Raw genomic sequence first — 17,402 nt, 5'->3', positions numbered from 1 at the left:
CTTGGCCAATGCAGAGCGTCATCACGACGAAGTTCGAAACGACCGAATTTGCCGGTCTCACGACGAAGATTATCAATCCGCAGGAAAGCCCGTTCACGGTGCTGGACATGACCATCAAGCCGGGCTTCGGCGCACCCGCCCACATCTCCGAGGAGGAGGACAAGCTGTTTGTCCTCCTGGAGGGCCAGGTGAAATACCTCGTGGGAGATCAGACCGAGGTTGCCGGACCCGGGTCGCGGATTCTCGTGCCGAGAGGAGTTGTTCACGGCTTCACCAATGAGGGGCCGGCCGACGCGAGACACATCCTCGTCTCCACGCCGCGTCGTCACGAGGAATTCTTCCGCGATCTGCACAGGATCCCCGAGCCGCGCGAGCAGCACATGGACATGCTGCCGACGATCGCAGCGCGCAACGGCCAACGGATAGTTGGTCCGCTCCCATGACACGATGGGCAGCACCGAACGCGCGTATCGCCGCGATTTCGACGTCCCTAGGCCACCCTCCATCTCCCATCCCCCGCCCGCTTCAGCGCGGGGTCGCTCACCCGCACATGTTCGGCGAGAAAATCGATGAACGCGCGCACGCGCGCGGGCAGGGGCGCGGTGTGGCCGACATAGACGGCGTGGATGTCTTCGCGGTCGCCGGGATTGTAGTTCTGCAAGACCGGAACGAGACGGCCGGCCTCGATGTCGGGGCCGATGTGGAAGAGAGCGAGGCGGGCGAGGCCGACGCCGCCGAGGGCGAGGCGGCGGGCGATTTCGCCGTCGCTGGCGCGGGCGGCCGGTGGCGGCATGGCTTCCTCGGTGTGGTCACCGCGCCGGAATGGCCAGCCACCGCGGATGCGCGGAAAGGTCCAGCCGATGCCGCGATGCTCGGTGAGATCTGCCGGCGTCTTCGGCGTGCCGAAGCGAGCCAGATAGTTTGGGGTGCCGACGACGACCATGCGGCTGGTGCCGAGCTTTCGCGCGACCAGACGCGAAGCTTTCAGGGGCCCGACGCGGATCGCGATGTCGGCCCGTTCCTGCATCAGGTCGATCAGCGTGTCGGTCAGCACGAGGTCGAGTGTGACCTCGGGATGCCGTTCCAGGAAGCGGGGAATCAGCGGTAGGACGTGCAGCATGCCGAAGGGAATGTTGCAGTTGACCGTGAGGCGGCCGCGCGGCGCCGCGCCTGAAGCCGCCTCGCGCTCGGCTTCCTCCATCTCTCCGAGGATCCGCAACGAGCGCTGGTAGAAGGCTTGGCCCTCCTCCGTCAGCGTCAGCTTGCGCGTGGTGCGGTTGATCAGCCGCGAGCCGAGGCGCGTCTCCAGCCGCGAGATCAGCTTGCTGACGCCCGACGGCGTCAGGCGCAGTTTTCGCGCGGCCTGGGTGAATCCGCCGAGATCGACGACGCGAACGAAAACCTCCATCTCGGCGGAGCGGTTGGTGTCGAAACGGGCCATGTTGAATTCACGTCACAAATGATTGGATTGCGGACATCCTAATGGTTTTGCTGCGCTGCGGCTATCTGCGTGGCTCGTCCCTCGCATTGGAGCCACGCATGCCTCCCGCCGTCCTCGCCCTCACCGCCGGTGCCTTCGGCATCGGCACCACCGAGTTCATCATCATGGGCCTGTTGCTCCAGGTCGCCGCGGACATGCACGTCTCCGTGCCGGTCGCGGGGCTGCTGATCTCCGGCTATGCGCTCGGGGTGTTCGTGGGCGCGCCGATCCTGACGCTGGCGACGCGGCGGATGCCGCGGAAAACCGTGCTGCTGGCGCTGATGGCGATCTTCACGCTCGGCAACGCGGCTTGCGCGCTGGCGCCGAACTACGAGTTGCTGATGGCGGCGCGGGTGCTGACCTCGCTCGCCCACGGCACCTTCTTCGGCGTCGGCTCGGTGGTCGCCACCAGCCTCGTCGCGGAGGACAAGCGCGCCTCGGCGATTGCGACCATGTTCATCGGCCTGACGGTCGCGACGCTCCTGGGCGTGCCCTTCGGCGCCTGGTTCGGCCTGATGCTCGGCTGGCGCGCGGCGTTCTGGGCGGTGACGGTGATCGGCGTGATCGCCTTTGCGGTGGTGGCGGCGCTTGTGCCCGGCCATGTCGGCAACGGCGACAAGCCGATCTCGCTCTCGGAGGAGATCGCGGTGCTCGGCCGGCCGCAGGTGCTGCTCGGCCTGGCCATGACCGTGTTCGGCTTTGCCGGCCTGTTCGTCGTCTTCACCTATATCCAGCCGATCCTGACGCGCTTCACCGGCTTCTCGGACGCCGCGGTGTCGCCGATCCTGCTGGTGTTCGGTGCAGGTCTCGCGATCGGCAACGTCGCCGGCGGCAAGCTCGCTGATCGCGGCCTTGCGCGTGCCCTGATCGGCACGCTCGCTGCGCTCGCCATCGTGCTGCTTGGCCTTGCTGCCGTGCTGTCGGTCAAGATCGCAGCCATCGCGCTGATCCTGCTGCTTGGCATCGCGGCCTTTGCGACCGTCGCGCCGCTGCAGCTTCGCGTGCTGGAAGCCGCTGGCCCCAGCGGCCGCACGCTCGCGTCCAGCCTCAACATCGCCGCCTTCAACCTCGGCAACGCGCTCGGCGCCTGGGCGGGCGGCGTCACCATCGACCGCGGGCTCGGTCTCTCCGCACTGCCGCTGGTCGCGGCTGGCATCACGGCCGTCGGTCTCGTGCTCGCGCTATGGAGCCTTCAGCTCGATCGAACGCAGTCGGCAGTCGCGGCGTGCCCGGCGGAATAGGAGAATGATCATGGAATACCGCAATCTCGGCGCCTCCGGCCTCAGGGTACCCGTCCTCAGCTTCGGCACCGGCACGTTTGGCGGCCAAGGCCCGCTGTTCTCGGCCTGGGGCCGCAGCGGCGCCGACGAAGCGCGCTGGCTGGTCGACATCTGTCTCGAAGCCGGCGTCAATCTGTTCGACAGCGCCGATGTCTATTCGAACGGCGCATCCGAGGAAATCCTCGGCGCCGCGATCAAGGGACGGCGCGACAAGGTGCTGATCTCCACCAAGATGAGCCTGCCGATGGGCGACGGTCCGCTCGATGCCGGCTCTTCACGGCATCGTCTGGTCGCCTCGGTCGAAGCTGCGCTGCGGCGGCTCGGCACCGATTATCTCGATCTGCTGCAGCTCCATGCCTACGATGCGTTCACGCCGATCGAGGAGGTGCTGTCGACCCTCGATACGCTCGTACGCGCCGGCAAGCTCCGCTATGTCGGCGTCTCCAATTTCGCCGGCTGGCAGCTGATGAAGTCGCTCTCCATGGCCGATCGGCACGGCTGGCCACGCCATGTCGCGCATCAGGTTTATTATTCGCTGCTCGGCCGCGACTACGAATGGGAGCTGATGCCGCTCGCACGCGACCAGGGCGTCGGCGCGCTGGTCTGGAGCCCGCTCGGCTGGGGCCGGCTCACCGGCAAGATCCGACGCGGAAAGCCGCTCCCCGCGAACAGCCGTCTGCACGCCACTGCGCAGTTCGGCCCGCCCGTGGACGACGAGCGGCTCTATGCCATCGTCGAGGTGCTTGATACGATCGCCGCGGAGACCGGCCGTACCGTGCCGCAAATCGCGATTGCTTGGCTGCTGTCGCGTCCGACCGTATCCTCGGTGATCATTGGCGCCCGCGACGAAGCGCAGTTGCGCGACAATCTCGGCGCGGTTGGCTGGTCGCTGAGCGCTGCGCAGATCGCGCGTCTCGACGAGGCCAGCGCCGTGATGCCGCCTTATCCCTACTACCCTTATCGCATCCAGGAAGGCTTTACGCGCCTCAATCCGCCGCTGGTGTGACGGACGACTAGTAAAAAGCCGCGATCGCCGTTGCGATTCCCGCTGGAAGATTCGGCTCGCTCTTCAGCGTGTCCAGAAAAGCGGGATCGCCTGATACCGTGAGGCCATCCAGCTTGATCGGGTGCAGCGGCTCGGCCGCTGCCGCGACCGCCGCCAAATCCGGACCGGTCCTGACACCGTTATATTCCAGCCGCGGGCGGAGCTGGACGTTGTTGCCGAACTGCTCGTCGAGCGCGAGACGCCATCCGGTGCGCGATACCGCTCCGCGGGCGATCGCATCGCTCATGGCGAGGCTGTGCGGTTGCAAGGTGCCGAGATTGCCGAGCGCGGCACGGAGGCGGCCCGTCGCCTCCGCCAGCGTGATCCTCTCGATCCCGGGATCCTGGTCGGGCGAGGTGAAGTCGATCACCCGTGCGCTGCTGCCGATCTTGAGCGCCTCGCCGATTCCGCCCGCCTTCTGCATGACCGTCTTCGTCCCATAACGGGCCCGTCCGCCAATGGTGACCAGAACGATGTCCTGCTCGCGCGATTTGATCAGATGAGCGTAGGGATCGCCGGTGACTCCCTTCACGACCAGAAGGTCGGCGAACTTGCCATTGGCAATCGTTCCCAGCTTCGCATCCCACTTGAGGATCGCGGCCGGATTGCGCGTCGCCATCGAGACGATGTCGTAGTCGCTGAAGCCGAGATTGAAATGGGCGGATACGACCTTGGCCGCCTTCAGCTCGCCGAGCAGGTTCTTGCTGCCGGACGGCGACCAGTCCGAACCGAGCGCAATGGTGAGGCCGGCCGTGCGTGCGGCAACGACATTGGTCGTCTTTCCGTAGAGCAGGAGATTGCTCAGGGGCGACCAGACGACCTTGGCATGGTTTTCGGCCATCGTTCCGAAGTCGGTCGCATCGAGTGCCGTGCAATGAATGCCGGCGAGCGACGGCTCGATCGCCCAATCTCCCTCGGAATTGCGTAAGGCGAGGAAGTGGCTATGCGCCTTGGTGTCGATGCCTTCGCTGAGATGCAGCAGGAAACACGATGACGATTTCAACTCGTTGTCGAACTTCGCCCAATCCTCGGCATCGATGTCAGGAATCTTCGAGTGGGCCTTCGGCAGATCGGGTGGGCTGCCGATCTCGGCGGCGCGCAACGCGCCCTTGTAATATTTGTGGATCGTGCCGCTCCAGTTCGACAGCGTGATCCCCTGACTTGTCGTGGTGCCCGCGACCATGCACTTGGCTTCGACGTAGCGGACCAGGGCCGGCAGCAGCGAGCCGTCGTCGGCCAGCGCGATCGCGCTCATGGGGCCGGTCACCGACGTCTTGTACGATTTGGCGTTCTGCCATTGGTCGCGATTGCCGTAGGGCTGCGGCACGCGCCAGAGCGGCAGGATGTTGTAGCTCAGATGATTGTGCAGCTCGATCAGGCCGGGATAGATGGTGCCGCCGGTCGCCACTGCAACGACGGCCTCGAAGCCTGCCGGGGCCGGCTGTCCCTTGGGTACGATCGCGGCGATGCGACTGTCCTCGATGAAGATCGTCCCGCTCTTGATGACGTCGCCCTCGGCGGTCATCGTCACGATCCGCCCGCTCAGGGCCCATCGCTTCGGGTTGGCAGCCGGGCTCATGGGATCACTCCGTCTGGGATGGTGATCGTGATCGTGCGCCGCTTGGTGGCCGCGTCGGCGCCCTGGCGCACGGCCCATGGCGTGTCTCCGCGCATCCACGCCGGCAGTCCGGCGGGAAGATCCTTTGCGATGATGTCGAAGAGCTCGGTCGGTTTGAAGGCGTCGCCATATGGCACGAGCGCCGTCGGCACGTCGGGATGCTGGACCTCAGGTGCGAGAGCCGCGAGCGCGGCGTTCCACTTGGTCAGCATGATCTTGGTGTTCGCGGCCCGCGTCGCGTTATCATGGGCCGAGCTTTCCGGCCAGGTCGGGTGGGTGATGTGCTGATAGGCAAGGGTCTTGTAGGCCGCGCCGTCGGACGTCGTGAGCCAGGCCTTCCAGGCCTCGTCGGCGAGGCCGCCGAGCGAGACAACGGCCTCGATATTGCCGGGCGCGAGCACGGCCTTGAACCATTTGTTGCGATAGTCGACGATGCCCGGCTCGTTCTTGTGCTTGTTGCCGCCGCTCTGCCCGTAGACGCTGTACAGGAAGGTGTTCACCATCACGTAGCTCCGCGTGATGCCGAGCTTGGCGAGAAAGCCCTGAGTGCGGCGCCCCGCGGTGCCGACCAGGATCCTGCGCACGATCGTCTCGTGCTGGGCGGGATCCTGACCGACGACGAGCACACGCGCCGATCCGTCGAGCCGGCCGCGATGAAAGATCGGCCCCCATTCAATCCGGAAATCGTCGGGATCATAGATTTCAGCGGCCGGATAGTCGGCGCACAGATCGCGAAATGGCTGCTGGTCGTATCCGCTGTCGAATTCCACGAGCATGGCAAATGCTCCGATGTGTCGCTGTCAGATAGCTAGGTCAAAAACCTAATCGCCATGGCACAATCTTGGCGGTGGTTTATTCCACCATTCAACCAGTATATGGGTCAGGACAGTGGGGCCAAAGGTTCATGCGCGTCTCTCGCGCCGGCCCGTGGCAGAGCGTCGCGGCGACGCGCCATGCAGAAACGCGCCTGTACACGCTCGCGTGATCTCCATAACCTCCGCCGCGCAATTTTTTGGAGATGCGGCGTGGCGAAGAAGACGGCGACGAAGAAGAAAAGTGTTGCAAGGAAAGTAACGAAGACCTCGGTCAAGACGAGCACCGCCCGGAAGGGGGCAGTTACGAAGGCGGCCAAGAAGACGGTCAAGAAGCCGGCGCCGCGCAAGTCGGCGACGGCGCGCCGTCCGAAAGGTCCGGTCTGGCAATGGTCCGCGGTCGACACCGCAGCCGCGATCCGCAACGGCGCGATCTCCGCGGTCGAGACCGTCGAAGCGCATCTCGAACGGATGCGCGCCGTCAATCCGCGGCTGAACGCGGTTGTCGTCGATCTCAGCGAGGAAGCGCTGAAGGCTGCGCATGCGGCCGACAAGCAGCGCGCCAAGGGCGTCGCGCTCGGCCTGCTGCACGGCGTGCCCATCACGATCAAGGAGAATGTCGACTACGAAGGCCGGCCGAATTTCAACGGTGTGCCCGCCAACAAGGATTTTGTCGCGCCGTCGGACTCGCCCGTGGTGCGCAATCTCAAGAAAGCCGGCGCGATCGTCATCGGCCTCACCAACACGCCGGAATTCTCCTTCCGCGGCTTCACCGACAATCCGCTGCACGGGCTGACGCTGAACCCCTGGGACCCAAACATCACCTGCGGCGGCTCTTCGGGGGGCGCCGGCTCGGCGGTTGCGGCCGGCATCGGCACCATCGCCCATGGCAATGATATCGGCGGCTCGCTGCGCTGGCCGGCGCATTGCAACGGCGTTGCCACCATCAAGCCAACGCAGGGCCGCATCCCCGCCTTCAACGGAAGCGCCACCGCCGAGCGGCCGATGCTGGCGCATCTGATGTCGGCGCAGGGCCCGCTCGCGCGTCACGTCGGCGACGTCCGCCTCGCGCTCGATGTGATGAGCCAGCGCGATCCGCGCGATCCCTGGTGGGTGCCGGCGCCGCTGGCCGGGCCCAAGCCGAAGGGGCCGATCAAGGTCGCACTGGCCAGGATTCCGGAGGATATGGACGTCGATCCGTCCGTCCGCGCGGCGCTGCGTCAGGCCGCCGATCACCTGGAGCGTTCCGGCTATCGCGTGACCGAGGTCGATGTCCCCGACATCGACGGCGTCTGGCAGACCTGGTGCGACATCATCACCAACGAGACCGTGGTGATGCAGGAGGCCGGCATGCTGAAGGTGACGTCCGAGGACTTCCACAAGGCCTGGGGCGGCATGAAGACCAAGGCCAACGCGCTCGATCTCAAGGCCTGGATGCAGGCGACGGCCGCACGCAACGGCCATATCCGCGCCTGGCAATTGTTCTTCGAGGAGTATCCTGTCGTGCTGGCGCCGACCACGGTGAAACCGACGCCGGGACCGCGCGACGACACCGTCAGCGCCGATCGTGTGAAGGAAATCTTCTGGGGCGAGATCCGCTTCATCTCCGCCATCAACGTGCTGGGCCTGCCCGGCGCGGTGGTGCCGGTGACCCTGCATGACGGCCGGCCGATCGGCGTGCAGCTCATCGCGGGACGCTATCGCGAGGACCTCGCGCTCGATGCGGCGGCCGCGATCGAGAAGCGTGCCGGTGTGCTCGCCCACCGGCTCTGGGAGACGATGGAGTAAGGTGAAGGATCCCACCCTCTCCCACGACGAGGGAGAGGGTGGCATAGGCGGCCTTCGTCCACCGTCCTTGGAACGCCGATGCTTTGCATAGGCTATGGCGAAGCGGCGCGGCCAAGGCGTACGAATTCATTAATCCAATTCGATTCAAGTTTTAGCCAATTCACCAACAACCGTTAGGGTTACTTCCTCGATCTCTAGGCGAATTATTGTCCGCTTTACCACCCGCCTCTAACAGAGGAATGGCGGACAACGCACATGCCTCATACAGGTCAATAAGTGCGGCCCGCTCCACGCGGAGGTGGCACGATGCGCAACGAGACGATCGCTATTCACGCCGGCTACGAGCCCGAAGCCACCACGCACGCGGTTGCGGTGCCGATCTACCAGACCGCGGCCTATGCCTTCGACAGCGCCGATCACGGCGCCGCGCTCTTCAATCTCGAGGCCGAAGGTTTTCGCTACAGCCGCATCGCCAATCCGACCAGCGCGGTGCTGGAGAAGCGTATCGCGCAGCTTGAAGGCGGCGTCGGCGCGCTCGCGGTCGCGACCGGCCAGGCTGCGCTGCATTTCGCCTTCGTCAACGTCGCCGATCACGGCGGCAACATCGTTTCCGTGCCGCAGCTCTACGGCACCACGCACACGCTGCTCTCGCACATCCTCCCGCGGCAGGGCATCACCGGCCGTTTCGCCGAGAGCGACAAGCCGGATGCGATCGCAGAACTGATCGACGAGAACACGCGCGCCGTGTTCGCCGAGACCATCGGCAATCCCGCCGGCAATGTCTGCGACATCGAGGCTCTCGCCAAGATCGCGCATGCGCATGGCGTGCCGCTGATCGTGGACAACACCGTCGCGACCCCGATCCTGCTCAAGCCGTTCGATTACGGCGCCGACATCGCCGTGCATTCGCTGACCAAGTTTCTGGGCGGCCACGGCACCACGCTGGGCGGGGCCATCGTCGATTCCGGAAACTTTCCCTGGGCCAGCCACGCCGACCGCTTCCCGGCCTACAACAAGCCCGACGCCTCCTATCACGGCCTCGTCTATGCCGAGCGTTTCGGCCGGACCGCCTATATCGAGCGCGCCCGCAGCGTCTATCAGCGCACCATGGGTTCGGTGCTGTCGCCATTCAACGCCTTCCTGCTGCTCCAGGGCATCGAGACCGTCGCGCTGCGCATGGAGCGCCACGTCGGGAACGCGCGCAAGGTCGCCGAATTCCTGCGCAAGGACTCGCGCGTTGCCTGGGTCAACTACACGGGCTTTCCGGACAGCCCCTATTACCCGCTCGTTCAGAAATACCTCGACGGTAATGCTTCCTCGCTGTTCACCTTCGGCATCAAGGGCGGCATGGAAGCCGGCAAGACCTTCTACGATGCGCTGAAGCTGATCACGCGCCTGGTCAATATTGGCGATGCCAAGTCGCTGGCGTGCCATCCGGCCTCGACCACGCACCGGCAGATGTCGGCGGAGCAGCAGCGCGTCGCGGGCGTGCTGCCGGAGACGATCCGTCTGTCGATCGGCATCGAGCATTCCGCAGATATCATCGAGGACATCGACCAGGCGCTCGAGAAGGCCTGCCCGTCGGCACGCCTCCAGGCCGCGGAGTAGGCGACCGCGCCGATGACGATCTTGATCGACAGGGATCAAGGTATATCGAGCCCGGCGCTGGTACCGGCCGAGGGCGATCTCGCGCGCGACCATGTTTTCGCCGATCTCACGATCGGTCTGATCAACAACATGCCGGATCCGGCGCTGAAGGCGACCGAGCGGCAGTTCATGCGGCTGCTCCAGGCGGCCGCAGGTCCGCGCCGCATCCGTTTCCATTGTTTCTCGCTGCCCTCGGTGAAGCGGTCGCCCGAGGCGAAGTGGCATGTTGAAAGCGAATATTCGGAGCTCAGCGAGCTCAGGCACCACAAGTTCGACGGGCTGATCGTGACCGGCGCCGAGCCGGTCGCGCCCGAGCTCGACCAGGAGCCGTATTGGCGCGACCTCACCGAGCTGATCGACTGGGCCAGGGTCAACACGCGCTCGACGATCTGGTCGTGCCTCGCCGCACATGCGGCGGTGCTGCATCTCGACGGCATCGCGCGGCGGCGGCTCCCGACCAAATGTCACGGCATTTTCGACTGCGAAGCTGCGACGAACGATCCGCTGACGCGCGCTGCGCCTGCGCCCCTCAAGGTCTCGCATTCCCGCCTGAACGAGATCGCCGAGAGCGACCTCACGCAGGCCGGCTATCAGGTGCTGACGCGTTCGGCAAAGGCCGGCGTCGATATCTTCGTCAGGCAATATGCCAGCCGCTTCGTGTTCTTCCAAGGCCACCCGGAATACGATGCGCTGTCGCTCCAGCGCGAATATCTGCGCGACATCGGCCGCTATCTCGCGCGCGAGCGCGAGGCTTATCCGCATCTGCCCGTGAGTTATTTTGACGCAGCGACCGAAGAGAAGCTCGCCCGCTTCGAGAAGAAGGCGACCCAACAGCGCCACCCGGCGCTCACCAACGAACTGCCTGCGCTGAATCTGCGCGCCGATATCGCAGCCGGCAGCGCCGCGGCGGCGCTATTCCGCAACTGGTTGCAATATCTCGGTGCGGAAGCCGATATTTCGGTCCTGGCGCGCTAGACGAAGGGCGTTGGTTCCGCATTAGGATTACCCGGGCGTTAGGCTTGCCTCTACCAGCGCGCGAATGTTTCAGTAGATAAACAGGGAATCGCAGGAAACGACGGTGTGGTCGGCACTCCAGGGACGCGTGAGCAATCGGCTGGCCCGGCATTTCCGCGCCGCGTCGCACCGGCTGCCTGCGCATGCGCCGATGGTGAGCTTCACGTTTGACGACGCGCCCGATAGCGCCGCAGGCGAGGGCGCCGCGCTTCTGGAGACGCATGGCGGCCGCGGCACGTTCTACCTCGCCGGCAGCCTGATCGATCGTCCGTCGGATCACTGGCACGGCCTGTCGAACGACGCGATCGTGCGGCTTCACCGGGCCGGTCACGAGATTGCCTGCCATACCTTTTCGCACCAGAGCTCGGCCGATCTCGACGAGGCGGCCATGGCGCGCGAGATCGAGCGTAACCGCAGCCATTTCCACGCCATCGATTCCTCGATCGTGCTGGAGAACTTCGCCTACCCCTATGGAATAGCCTCGGTCTGGCGCAAGTCGCAGCTTGCAAAGGCCTTTCGCTCGGCGCGCGGCATCCTTCCCGGCGTCAATCGCGACGTGATCGACCTCCAGTTCCTGCGCGCCTCGCCCCTGATCGATCGCGAGATCGATGTTGCGGGCGTCGATCGCTATTTCGACGAGGCGGTCGCGAGTGGCGGATGGCTGATCTTCTACGGCCACGACGTCGCCGACGCGCCAAGCCCCTATGGCTGTACGCCGCACCTGATGCGCCATGCGCTGGAGGCGGCCGGGAAGCGCGACATGCCGATCGTGACGGTGGCGGAAGCGCTGCGACGGATCGGGGCGTAGCTTCTTCACCTCGCCCCGCCTGCGGGGAGAGGTCGAATTTCGATCGCAGATCGAAATCGGGTGAGGGGGTACAGGTCCATCGGCAATCTCATGTGTGGAGAGAGGCTCCTCACCCCAACCCTCTCAGCGCGAGCAAAGCTCGTCGCGGCCCCGTAGGAACGGGGAGAGGGAGAGGAAGCAGCGGTGCAAGCCCCGCAAACGGTCTTGCCATGCCCGCGCGGTCATGCGACTGGCCTTGTGACGAATCCTACGGCCTTGCACCGACGCGCCCATGTCCGCTCCCTCCACCGCCCCGCTGCCTGCGCCGGCCAACGGCCGCGACGCGCTGTCGGTGCTGCATTCGGTGTTCGGCCTGCCGGGGTTCCGCGGCGCGCAGGGCGAGATCATCCGGCACGTCTCGGATGGCGGCAATTGCCTGGTCTTGATGCCGACCGGCGGCGGCAAGTCGCTGTGCTATCAATTGCCGTCACTGCTGCGCGAAGGCTGCGGTATCGTGGTGTCGCCGCTGATCGCGCTGATGCGCGACCAGGTCGCCGGCCTGCTCGAGGCCGGGGTCAATGCCGCCGCGCTGAACTCGTCGCTGACGTTGCAGGAGGCTTCCGACATCGAGCGCCGCCTGATCGCGGGCGATCTCGACCTGCTCTATGTCGCGCCGGAACGCCTGGTGACGCCGCGCTGCCTGTCGCTGCTGGCGCAGGCGAAGGTCGCGCTGTTCGCGATCGACGAGGCGCATTGCGTCTCGCAATGGGGCCATGACTTCCGCCCCGAATATGTCGGCCTCTCCATCATCGCCGAACGTTTTCCGAACGTTCCGCGCATCGCGCTGACCGCGACCGCCGACGAGCTGACGCGCAAGGAGATCGTCGAGCGCCTCCGGCTCGCCGACAGCCCGCAATTCGTCTCCAGCTTCGATCGCCCGAATATCCGCTACGAGATCGTAGACAAGCGCAATGCCGTGTCGCAGCTGAAAGAATTCATCCGGGAGCGGCATACGGGCGACGCCGGCGTGGTCTATTGCCTGTCGCGCAATCGCGTCGAGGAGGTTGCCGCCGCGCTCGACGACGCCGGCATTGCGGCGCTGCCCTATCACGCCGGGCTCGACAGCAGCATACGCTCGCGCAACCAGGACCGGTTCCTCAACGAGGACGGCATCGTCATCGTCGCGACCATCGCCTTCGGCATGGGCATCGACAAGCCCGACGTCCGCTTCGTCGCCCATCTCGATCTGCCCAAGAGCATCGAGGCCTATTATCAGGAGACGGGGCGCGCCGGCCGCGACGGCAAGCCGTCGGCGGCCTGGATGGCCTATGGTCTTTCCGACATCGTGCAGCAGCGCCGCATGATCGACGAGTCCAGCGGTTCTGACGATTTCAAGCGGGTGTCGATCGGCAAGCTCGACGCACTGGTCGGCCTCGCCGAGACCGCGCAGTGCCGGCGCAAGCGGCTGCTCGCCTATTTCGGCGAGGCGGAGACGGCGCACAATTGCGGCAATTGCGACAACTGCCTGACGCCGCCCAAGATGCGCGACGGCAAGGTGCTGGCGCAGAAGCTGCTGTCCTGCGCCTATCGCACCGGGCAGCGTTTCGGTGCGATGCAGCTGATCGACGTGCTGATTGGTCGTCTTACCGAGAAGGTGACGCAGTTCGGCCACGACAAATTGTCCGTGTTCGGCATCGGGCGCGAGCTGAACGAGACGCAGTGGCGCACGGTGTTGCGGCAGCTGGTGGCGATGGGCCATTTGTACAGCGACAGCGAGGCGTTCGGCGCGCTGAAGCTGACGGAGAGCGCGCGCGGCGTGCTACGCGGCGAGACCGAGGTGTGGCTGCGCGAGGAAGCGCCGGGCACGCGTGTTCGCGCGAGCCGGACTAAATCCCGCCGTGGTGACCTCGCGCCTGCGGCCAACGCGCCGCAGGGCGATGTCGATCCCGAATTGCGGGCGCGGCTGAGGTCCTGGCGTTCGGACATCGCGCGCGAACGCGGGGTGCCGGCCTATGTCGTGCTGCACGATGCCACCATCGACGGCATCGTCCGGGCCTGGCCGACGACGCTGGACGAGCTCCGCAACGTGCCCGGCATCGGCGACAAGAAGCTCGAGCATTACGGCGATGAACTGCTCCAGATCGTCAAGACGCGGTAAGGCTTCTCGTCATCCCGGACAAGCGCAGCGAAGCGGAGCGCAGATCCGGGATCCATACCGCGTGATCTTTCTTGGGGCGCGCGGGGTGATGTTCTTCGCCAAACATCTCCCTGTGGTTATGGGTCCCGGGTCTGCGCTAAGCTTGCCCGGGACGACAGCGAGTGGAGGCGCGAGGTACGGCGCCGCTTCAGCCGTTCCGGAATGCGTAACCGTAGCCGTTGAGCGCCGGCGCGCCGCCGAGATGGGCGTAGAGAATCTTTGCGCCCTTCTCGAAATGGCCCTTCTGGGTCAGGTCGATCAGGCCTTGCATCGATTTGCCCTCATAGACGGGATCGGTGATCATCGCCTCTAACCGTGCGGTGAGGCGGATCGCTTCCTTGGTCTCTTCCGACGGCACGCCATAGGCGGGATAGGCATAGTCCTCGATCAGCACGACGTCGTCTTCGACGATATCCTTGCCGAGCTCGACGAGCTTGGCGGTGTTCTGCGCGATCGAGAGCACCTGTGCTTTCGTCTGCGCCGGCGTGAACGAGGCGTCGATGCCGATCACCTTTCGCGCGCGGCCGTCGGCGGCGAAGCCGACCAGCATGCCGGCATGGGTCGAGCCGGTGACGGTGCAGACCACGATGTAATCGAACTTGAAGCCGAGCTCGGCTTCCTGCTTGCGCACTTCCTCGGCGAAGCCGACATAGCCGAGGCCACCAAACTTGTGCACGGAGGCGCCGGCGGGGATCGCGTAAGGCTTGCCGCCCGCCGCCTTCACCTCCTCGATCGCCTGCTCCCAGCTCTTGCGGATGCCGATGTCGAAGCCGTCGTCCACCAGGCGCACGTCGGCGCCCATGATGCGCGACAGCATGATGTTGCCGACGCGGTCGTAGACGGCGTCCTCGTGCGGGACCCAGGCTTCCTGCACCAGGCGGCACTTCATGCCGATCTTGGCGGCGACCGCGGCGATCATGCGGGTGTGGTTGGACTGCACGCCACCGATCGAGACCAGCGTGTCCGCGTTCGAGGCGATCGCGTCCGGGATGATGTATTCGAGCTTGCGCAGCTTGTTGCCGCCATAGGCGAGGCCGGAATTGCAGTCCTCGCGCTTGGCATAGATCTCGACATGGCCGCCGAGGTGCTTCGAAAGCCGTTCCAGCTTCTCGATGGGCGTCGGGCCGAAGGTCAGCGGATAGCGCGCGAATTTGTCCAGCATCGTTGGGTCATCCCGATTGGCGTTGATCTGGCCGCAGCGACTAGCACGCGTCACGAGAAATGTGCTCTCGAATGCTGCGTCGATATTGCATCCAATCTTGCGAGAATTTCTCAAATATCTAATAATTCTTCCAGAAAGACATAAAATAGCGGAAGCTTCTTCCATGGCGTCCCGGCTCGACCGTATCGATCTCAAGATATTGAGATTACTTCAGAATAACGGCCGGCTCAGCAACGCCGAGCTGGCCGAAACCGTCGCCATCAGCCCCGCCACCTGCCATCGCCGCACCCAGCGCCTGTTCGAGGACGGCTTCATCGCCGCTGTCCGCGCCATGGTCGCGCCGAAGAAGGTGGCGAAGGGCACGCTGGTGATGGTCGGAGTCGTGCTGGACCGCTCGACCCCCGAAAGCTTTGCCATCTTCGAGCAGGCGATCGCAAAACTGAAATTCGTGCTCGACTGCCACCTCGTCGCCGGCGACTTCGATTACTTCCTGAAGATCCGCGTCGGCGACATGGAGGATTTCAACCGCATCCACGGCGAACAACTGATCGCGCTGCCCGGCGTGCGCCAGACCCGCACCTTCTTCGTGATGAAGGAGGTCGTCGACAACGCACCGCTGGAGTTTTGAGCCATAGCGTTTTCCAGCGAAGTGGAAGCCGGTTCGCGTCATAAAACGCGTCAAAACAAAATCCAGTGCACTTGATGCGCGATCCGCATCATGGGAGGTTCAGGCGATGCAGACATTCCCCTTCCGCCACCACAATCCGGCCGGGCCGGCCTATCGGCGCGGTTGGGTGGACGAGGCCGTCGCAGCGATCGAGGCCGACCAGTGCCGCACCGCCGACACGCATCTGATCCGGCTGATCGTGCCGGCGCTATCAGGCATCGATATCTATCTCAAGGATGAGTCCACGCATCCGACCGGCAGCCTGAAGCACCGCCTTGCGCGCTCGCTGTTCCTCTACGCGCTCTGCAACGGCCACATCCGCGAAGGCACGCCTGTGGTCGAGGCCTCGTCGGGCTCGACCGCGGTGTCAGAAGCCTATTTCGCGCAGATGATCGGCGTGCCCTTCTACGCTGTGATGCCGCGCACGACCTCGGCGGAGAAGATCGCCGCGATCGAGCATTATGGCGGCAACTGCCATCTGATCGACGACGGCCGCGCGCTCTACGAGGAAGCCGCCGCGCTCGCCACCCGGCTGAACGGCCACTACATGGACCAGTTCACCTTTGCCGAGCGCGCCACCGACTGGCGCGGCAACAACAACATCGCCGAATCGATCTTCACGCAATTGCAGGGCGAGCCGCGTCCGATTCCCGACTGGATCGTCATGGGTGCGGGCACCGGCGGCACCTCGGCCACCATCGGACGGTACTTGCGCTATCGCCAGTATCCGACACGGCTGTGCGTCGCCGATGTGGAGCATTCTGCCTTCTTCGACTGCTTCCGCACGCAGGACCGCTCTCACGTTTGCGAACGCCCATCGTTGATCGAGGGCGTCGGCCGGCCGCGCTGCGAACCCTCCTTCGTCCCCGGCGTGGTCGACCGCATGATGAAGATCCCGGATGCGGCAACGATCGCGGCGATGAACGTGCTGTCGCGCCGGCTGCGCCGCGCGGTCGGCGGCTCCACCGGCACCAACTTCCTGGCACTGTGCCGCCTCGCCTCGGAGATGCGGCAGGCGAACGTATCAGGGTCGCTGGTGACGCTGATCTGCGATTCCGGCGAGCGCTACCGGCAGACCTATTACGAGCCCGAATGGCTGAAGGGGCGCGGTCTCGATCCTGCGCCGTTCGAAGCGGCCCTGTCGTCGTTCCTCACGACGGGCGAACCACTGACGCTGGACGTCGACGACGTCGCAAATCCACAGATCGTACCAAGCCCCGAGGCATCATAGCCGACGTCTCCCTGCCATTTGCAAAATGGCACGATCGTCACGGCAACTTCACTTGCCTTGCGCATGCATGCAGGTGACCGTTGCGTCTTCTCAACGAGGAGATCCTGCCGTGCGTCTTCCCATTCTCGATCCGAAGGATCTGACCGACGAACAGAAGCCGCTCTATGACGACATGCGAGCCGGCATCAAGGACCACTTCAAGGGCTTCGTGAACATGCGCGACGACGGCGCGCTGCTTGGGCCGTGGAATCCCTGGATCCGCGAGCCGCGTTTCGGCAAGCCGGTGTGGGAGCTGGTCAAGGCGATCGCGTCGAACCCGCTGCTGCCGGCGCCGGTGCGCGAGGTCGCGATCCTCGTCACCGGTTCGCATTTCCGCTCCGGCTACGAGCTCTATGCTCATGTGCTCGTTGCCGAGCAACGCGGCCTCTCCGACGAGAAGCTCGCAACCATCGTCGCCGGGCAGCGGCCGGTCGATCTCACCAGGCAGGAAGCCGTCGCCTACGACGTGGCGTCCGCATTGGTCAACGGCGGCGTGCTGCCGGAATTGACCTGGCGCGCCGCGGTCAAGGAGTTCGGAGAGCACGGCGCGGCCGAGCTGTCCTACCTCGTCGGGGTCTACTGCATGGTCTCGGTCACGCTCAACACGTTCGACGTGCCGGTGCCGGAGTAGACGA

At 65.1% G+C, this 17,402-nt stretch carries 15 protein-coding genes; 11 read left to right on the top strand and 4 right to left on the bottom strand.

From position 1 onward, the window contains the following. Nucleotides 1-8: 8 nt before the first annotated feature. Nucleotides 9-443, top strand: coding sequence for a cupin domain-containing protein (locus tag BJ6T_RS01260; protein ID WP_014490468.1), 435 nt, complete (start codon nt 9-11; stop codon nt 441-443). Nucleotides 444-490: 47 nt separating this feature from the next. On the opposite strand, the gene BJ6T_RS01255 is transcribed toward BJ6T_RS01260, so the two are convergent. Beyond that, complete coding sequence (locus BJ6T_RS01255) at nt 491-1,441, bottom strand: LysR family transcriptional regulator (protein WP_014490467.1); 951 nt, start codon at nt 1,439-1,441, stop codon at nt 491-493. Nucleotides 1,442-1,539: 98 nt separating this feature from the next. Between BJ6T_RS01255 and BJ6T_RS01250 the strand changes: the two genes are divergently transcribed. Together BJ6T_RS01250 and BJ6T_RS01245 are read left to right on the top strand one after the other, a co-directional pair. Beyond that, a complete protein-coding gene (locus BJ6T_RS01250) occupies nt 1,540-2,721 on the top strand; it encodes an MFS transporter (protein ID WP_028170085.1) in 1,182 nt (393 codons plus the stop codon). 10 nt (nt 2,722-2,731) lie between these two features. After that, nucleotides 2,732-3,766, top strand: a complete 1,035-nt coding sequence (locus tag BJ6T_RS01245) for an aldo/keto reductase (protein ID WP_014490465.1) — start codon at nt 2,732-2,734, stop codon at nt 3,764-3,766. 7 nt (nt 3,767-3,773) lie between these two features. On the opposite strand, the gene BJ6T_RS01240 is transcribed toward BJ6T_RS01245, so the two are convergent. Both BJ6T_RS01240 and BJ6T_RS01235 read right to left on the bottom strand, forming a co-directional pair. Continuing rightward, nucleotides 3,774-5,384 (bottom strand): amidohydrolase family protein, encoded by a 1,611-nt coding sequence (locus BJ6T_RS01240; protein ID WP_014490464.1) that lies wholly within the window; start codon nt 5,382-5,384, stop codon nt 3,774-3,776. Beyond that, a complete protein-coding gene (locus BJ6T_RS01235; RefSeq protein ID WP_014490463.1) occupies nt 5,381-6,199 on the bottom strand; it encodes a uracil-DNA glycosylase family protein in 819 nt (272 codons plus the stop codon). The genes BJ6T_RS01240 and BJ6T_RS01235 overlap by 4 nt, the downstream gene beginning before the upstream one ends. Nucleotides 6,200-6,448: 249 nt before the next feature. Here BJ6T_RS01235 and BJ6T_RS01230 point away from each other — a divergent pair, with 249 nt between their 5' ends. From BJ6T_RS01230 to recQ, 5 genes are all read left to right on the top strand, one after another. Then, nucleotides 6,449-8,023, top strand: a complete 1,575-nt coding sequence (locus BJ6T_RS01230) for an amidase family protein (RefSeq protein WP_014490462.1) — start codon at nt 6,449-6,451, stop codon at nt 8,021-8,023. Between the two features lie 306 nt (nt 8,024-8,329). Next, on the top strand, nt 8,330-9,631 hold the full coding sequence (locus tag BJ6T_RS01225; RefSeq protein WP_014490461.1) for an O-acetylhomoserine aminocarboxypropyltransferase/cysteine synthase family protein: 1,302 nt from the start codon (nt 8,330-8,332) through the stop codon (nt 9,629-9,631). A gap of 12 nt (nt 9,632-9,643) precedes the next feature. Beyond that, entirely contained in the window at nt 9,644-10,645 is a 1,002-nt protein-coding gene (gene metA, locus BJ6T_RS01220; RefSeq protein WP_014490460.1) for a homoserine O-succinyltransferase MetA, read from the top strand. A gap of 103 nt (nt 10,646-10,748) precedes the next feature. Further along, nucleotides 10,749-11,492, top strand: a complete 744-nt coding sequence (locus BJ6T_RS01215; protein WP_014490459.1) for a polysaccharide deacetylase family protein — start codon at nt 10,749-10,751, stop codon at nt 11,490-11,492. A gap of 271 nt (nt 11,493-11,763) precedes the next feature. Next, complete coding sequence (gene recQ, locus BJ6T_RS01210) at nt 11,764-13,629, top strand: DNA helicase RecQ (protein WP_014490458.1); 1,866 nt, start codon at nt 11,764-11,766, stop codon at nt 13,627-13,629. A gap of 187 nt (nt 13,630-13,816) precedes the next feature. On the opposite strand, the gene BJ6T_RS01205 is transcribed toward recQ, so the two are convergent. Beyond that, on the bottom strand, nt 13,817-14,830 hold the full coding sequence (locus BJ6T_RS01205; RefSeq protein WP_014490457.1) for a 1-aminocyclopropane-1-carboxylate deaminase: 1,014 nt from the start codon (nt 14,828-14,830) through the stop codon (nt 13,817-13,819). 163 nt (nt 14,831-14,993) lie between these two features. On the opposite strand from BJ6T_RS01205, the gene BJ6T_RS01200 reads away from it, so the two are divergent. The 3 genes from BJ6T_RS01200 to BJ6T_RS01190 all read left to right on the top strand — a co-directional run bounded on the left by BJ6T_RS01200 (nt 14,994) and on the right by BJ6T_RS01190 (nt 17,398). Next, entirely contained in the window at nt 14,994-15,458 is a 465-nt protein-coding gene (locus tag BJ6T_RS01200) for an Lrp/AsnC family transcriptional regulator (protein ID WP_014490456.1), read from the top strand. Nucleotides 15,459-15,564: 106 nt separating this feature from the next. Continuing rightward, a complete protein-coding gene (locus BJ6T_RS01195; protein ID WP_014490455.1) occupies nt 15,565-16,728 on the top strand; it encodes a PLP-dependent cysteine synthase family protein in 1,164 nt (387 codons plus the stop codon). 109 nt (nt 16,729-16,837) lie between these two features. Further along, nucleotides 16,838-17,398 carry a carboxymuconolactone decarboxylase family protein gene (locus BJ6T_RS01190; protein WP_014490454.1) on the top strand — a complete coding sequence of 187 codons (561 nt, stop codon included), beginning with the start codon at nt 16,838-16,840 and terminating at the stop codon, nt 17,396-17,398. Nucleotides 17,399-17,402: the final 4 nt, after the last annotated feature.

Source organism: Bradyrhizobium japonicum USDA 6 (genome assembly GCF_000284375.1).
In the GTDB taxonomy this organism is placed as follows: domain Bacteria; phylum Pseudomonadota; class Alphaproteobacteria; order Rhizobiales; family Xanthobacteraceae; genus Bradyrhizobium; species Bradyrhizobium japonicum.
This window is presented reverse-complemented; position numbering and strand designations above follow the sequence as displayed.

Coding starts and splice junctions, on each gene's coding strand:
- BJ6T_RS01260 (WP_014490468.1), top strand. CDS start 9: ATGCAGAGCGTCATCACGACGAAGTTCGAAACGACCGAATTTGCCGGT.
- BJ6T_RS01255 (WP_014490467.1), bottom strand. CDS start 1,441: ATGGCCCGTTTCGACACCAACCGCTCCGCCGAGATGGAGGTTTTCGTT.
- BJ6T_RS01250 (WP_028170085.1), top strand. CDS start 1,540: ATGCCTCCCGCCGTCCTCGCCCTCACCGCCGGTGCCTTCGGCATCGGC.
- BJ6T_RS01245 (WP_014490465.1), top strand. CDS start 2,732: ATGGAATACCGCAATCTCGGCGCCTCCGGCCTCAGGGTACCCGTCCTC.
- BJ6T_RS01240 (WP_014490464.1), bottom strand. CDS start 5,384: ATGAGCCCGGCTGCCAACCCGAAGCGATGGGCCCTGAGCGGGCGGATC.
- BJ6T_RS01235 (WP_014490463.1), bottom strand. CDS start 6,199: ATGCTCGTGGAATTCGACAGCGGATACGACCAGCAGCCATTTCGCGAT.
- BJ6T_RS01225 (WP_014490461.1), top strand. CDS start 8,330: ATGCGCAACGAGACGATCGCTATTCACGCCGGCTACGAGCCCGAAGCC.
- metA (WP_014490460.1), top strand. CDS start 9,644: ATGACGATCTTGATCGACAGGGATCAAGGTATATCGAGCCCGGCGCTG.
- recQ (WP_014490458.1), top strand. CDS start 11,764: ATGTCCGCTCCCTCCACCGCCCCGCTGCCTGCGCCGGCCAACGGCCGC.
- BJ6T_RS01205 (WP_014490457.1), bottom strand. CDS start 14,830: ATGCTGGACAAATTCGCGCGCTATCCGCTGACCTTCGGCCCGACGCCC.
- BJ6T_RS01200 (WP_014490456.1), top strand. CDS start 14,994: ATGGCGTCCCGGCTCGACCGTATCGATCTCAAGATATTGAGATTACTT.
- BJ6T_RS01195 (WP_014490455.1), top strand. CDS start 15,565: ATGCAGACATTCCCCTTCCGCCACCACAATCCGGCCGGGCCGGCCTAT.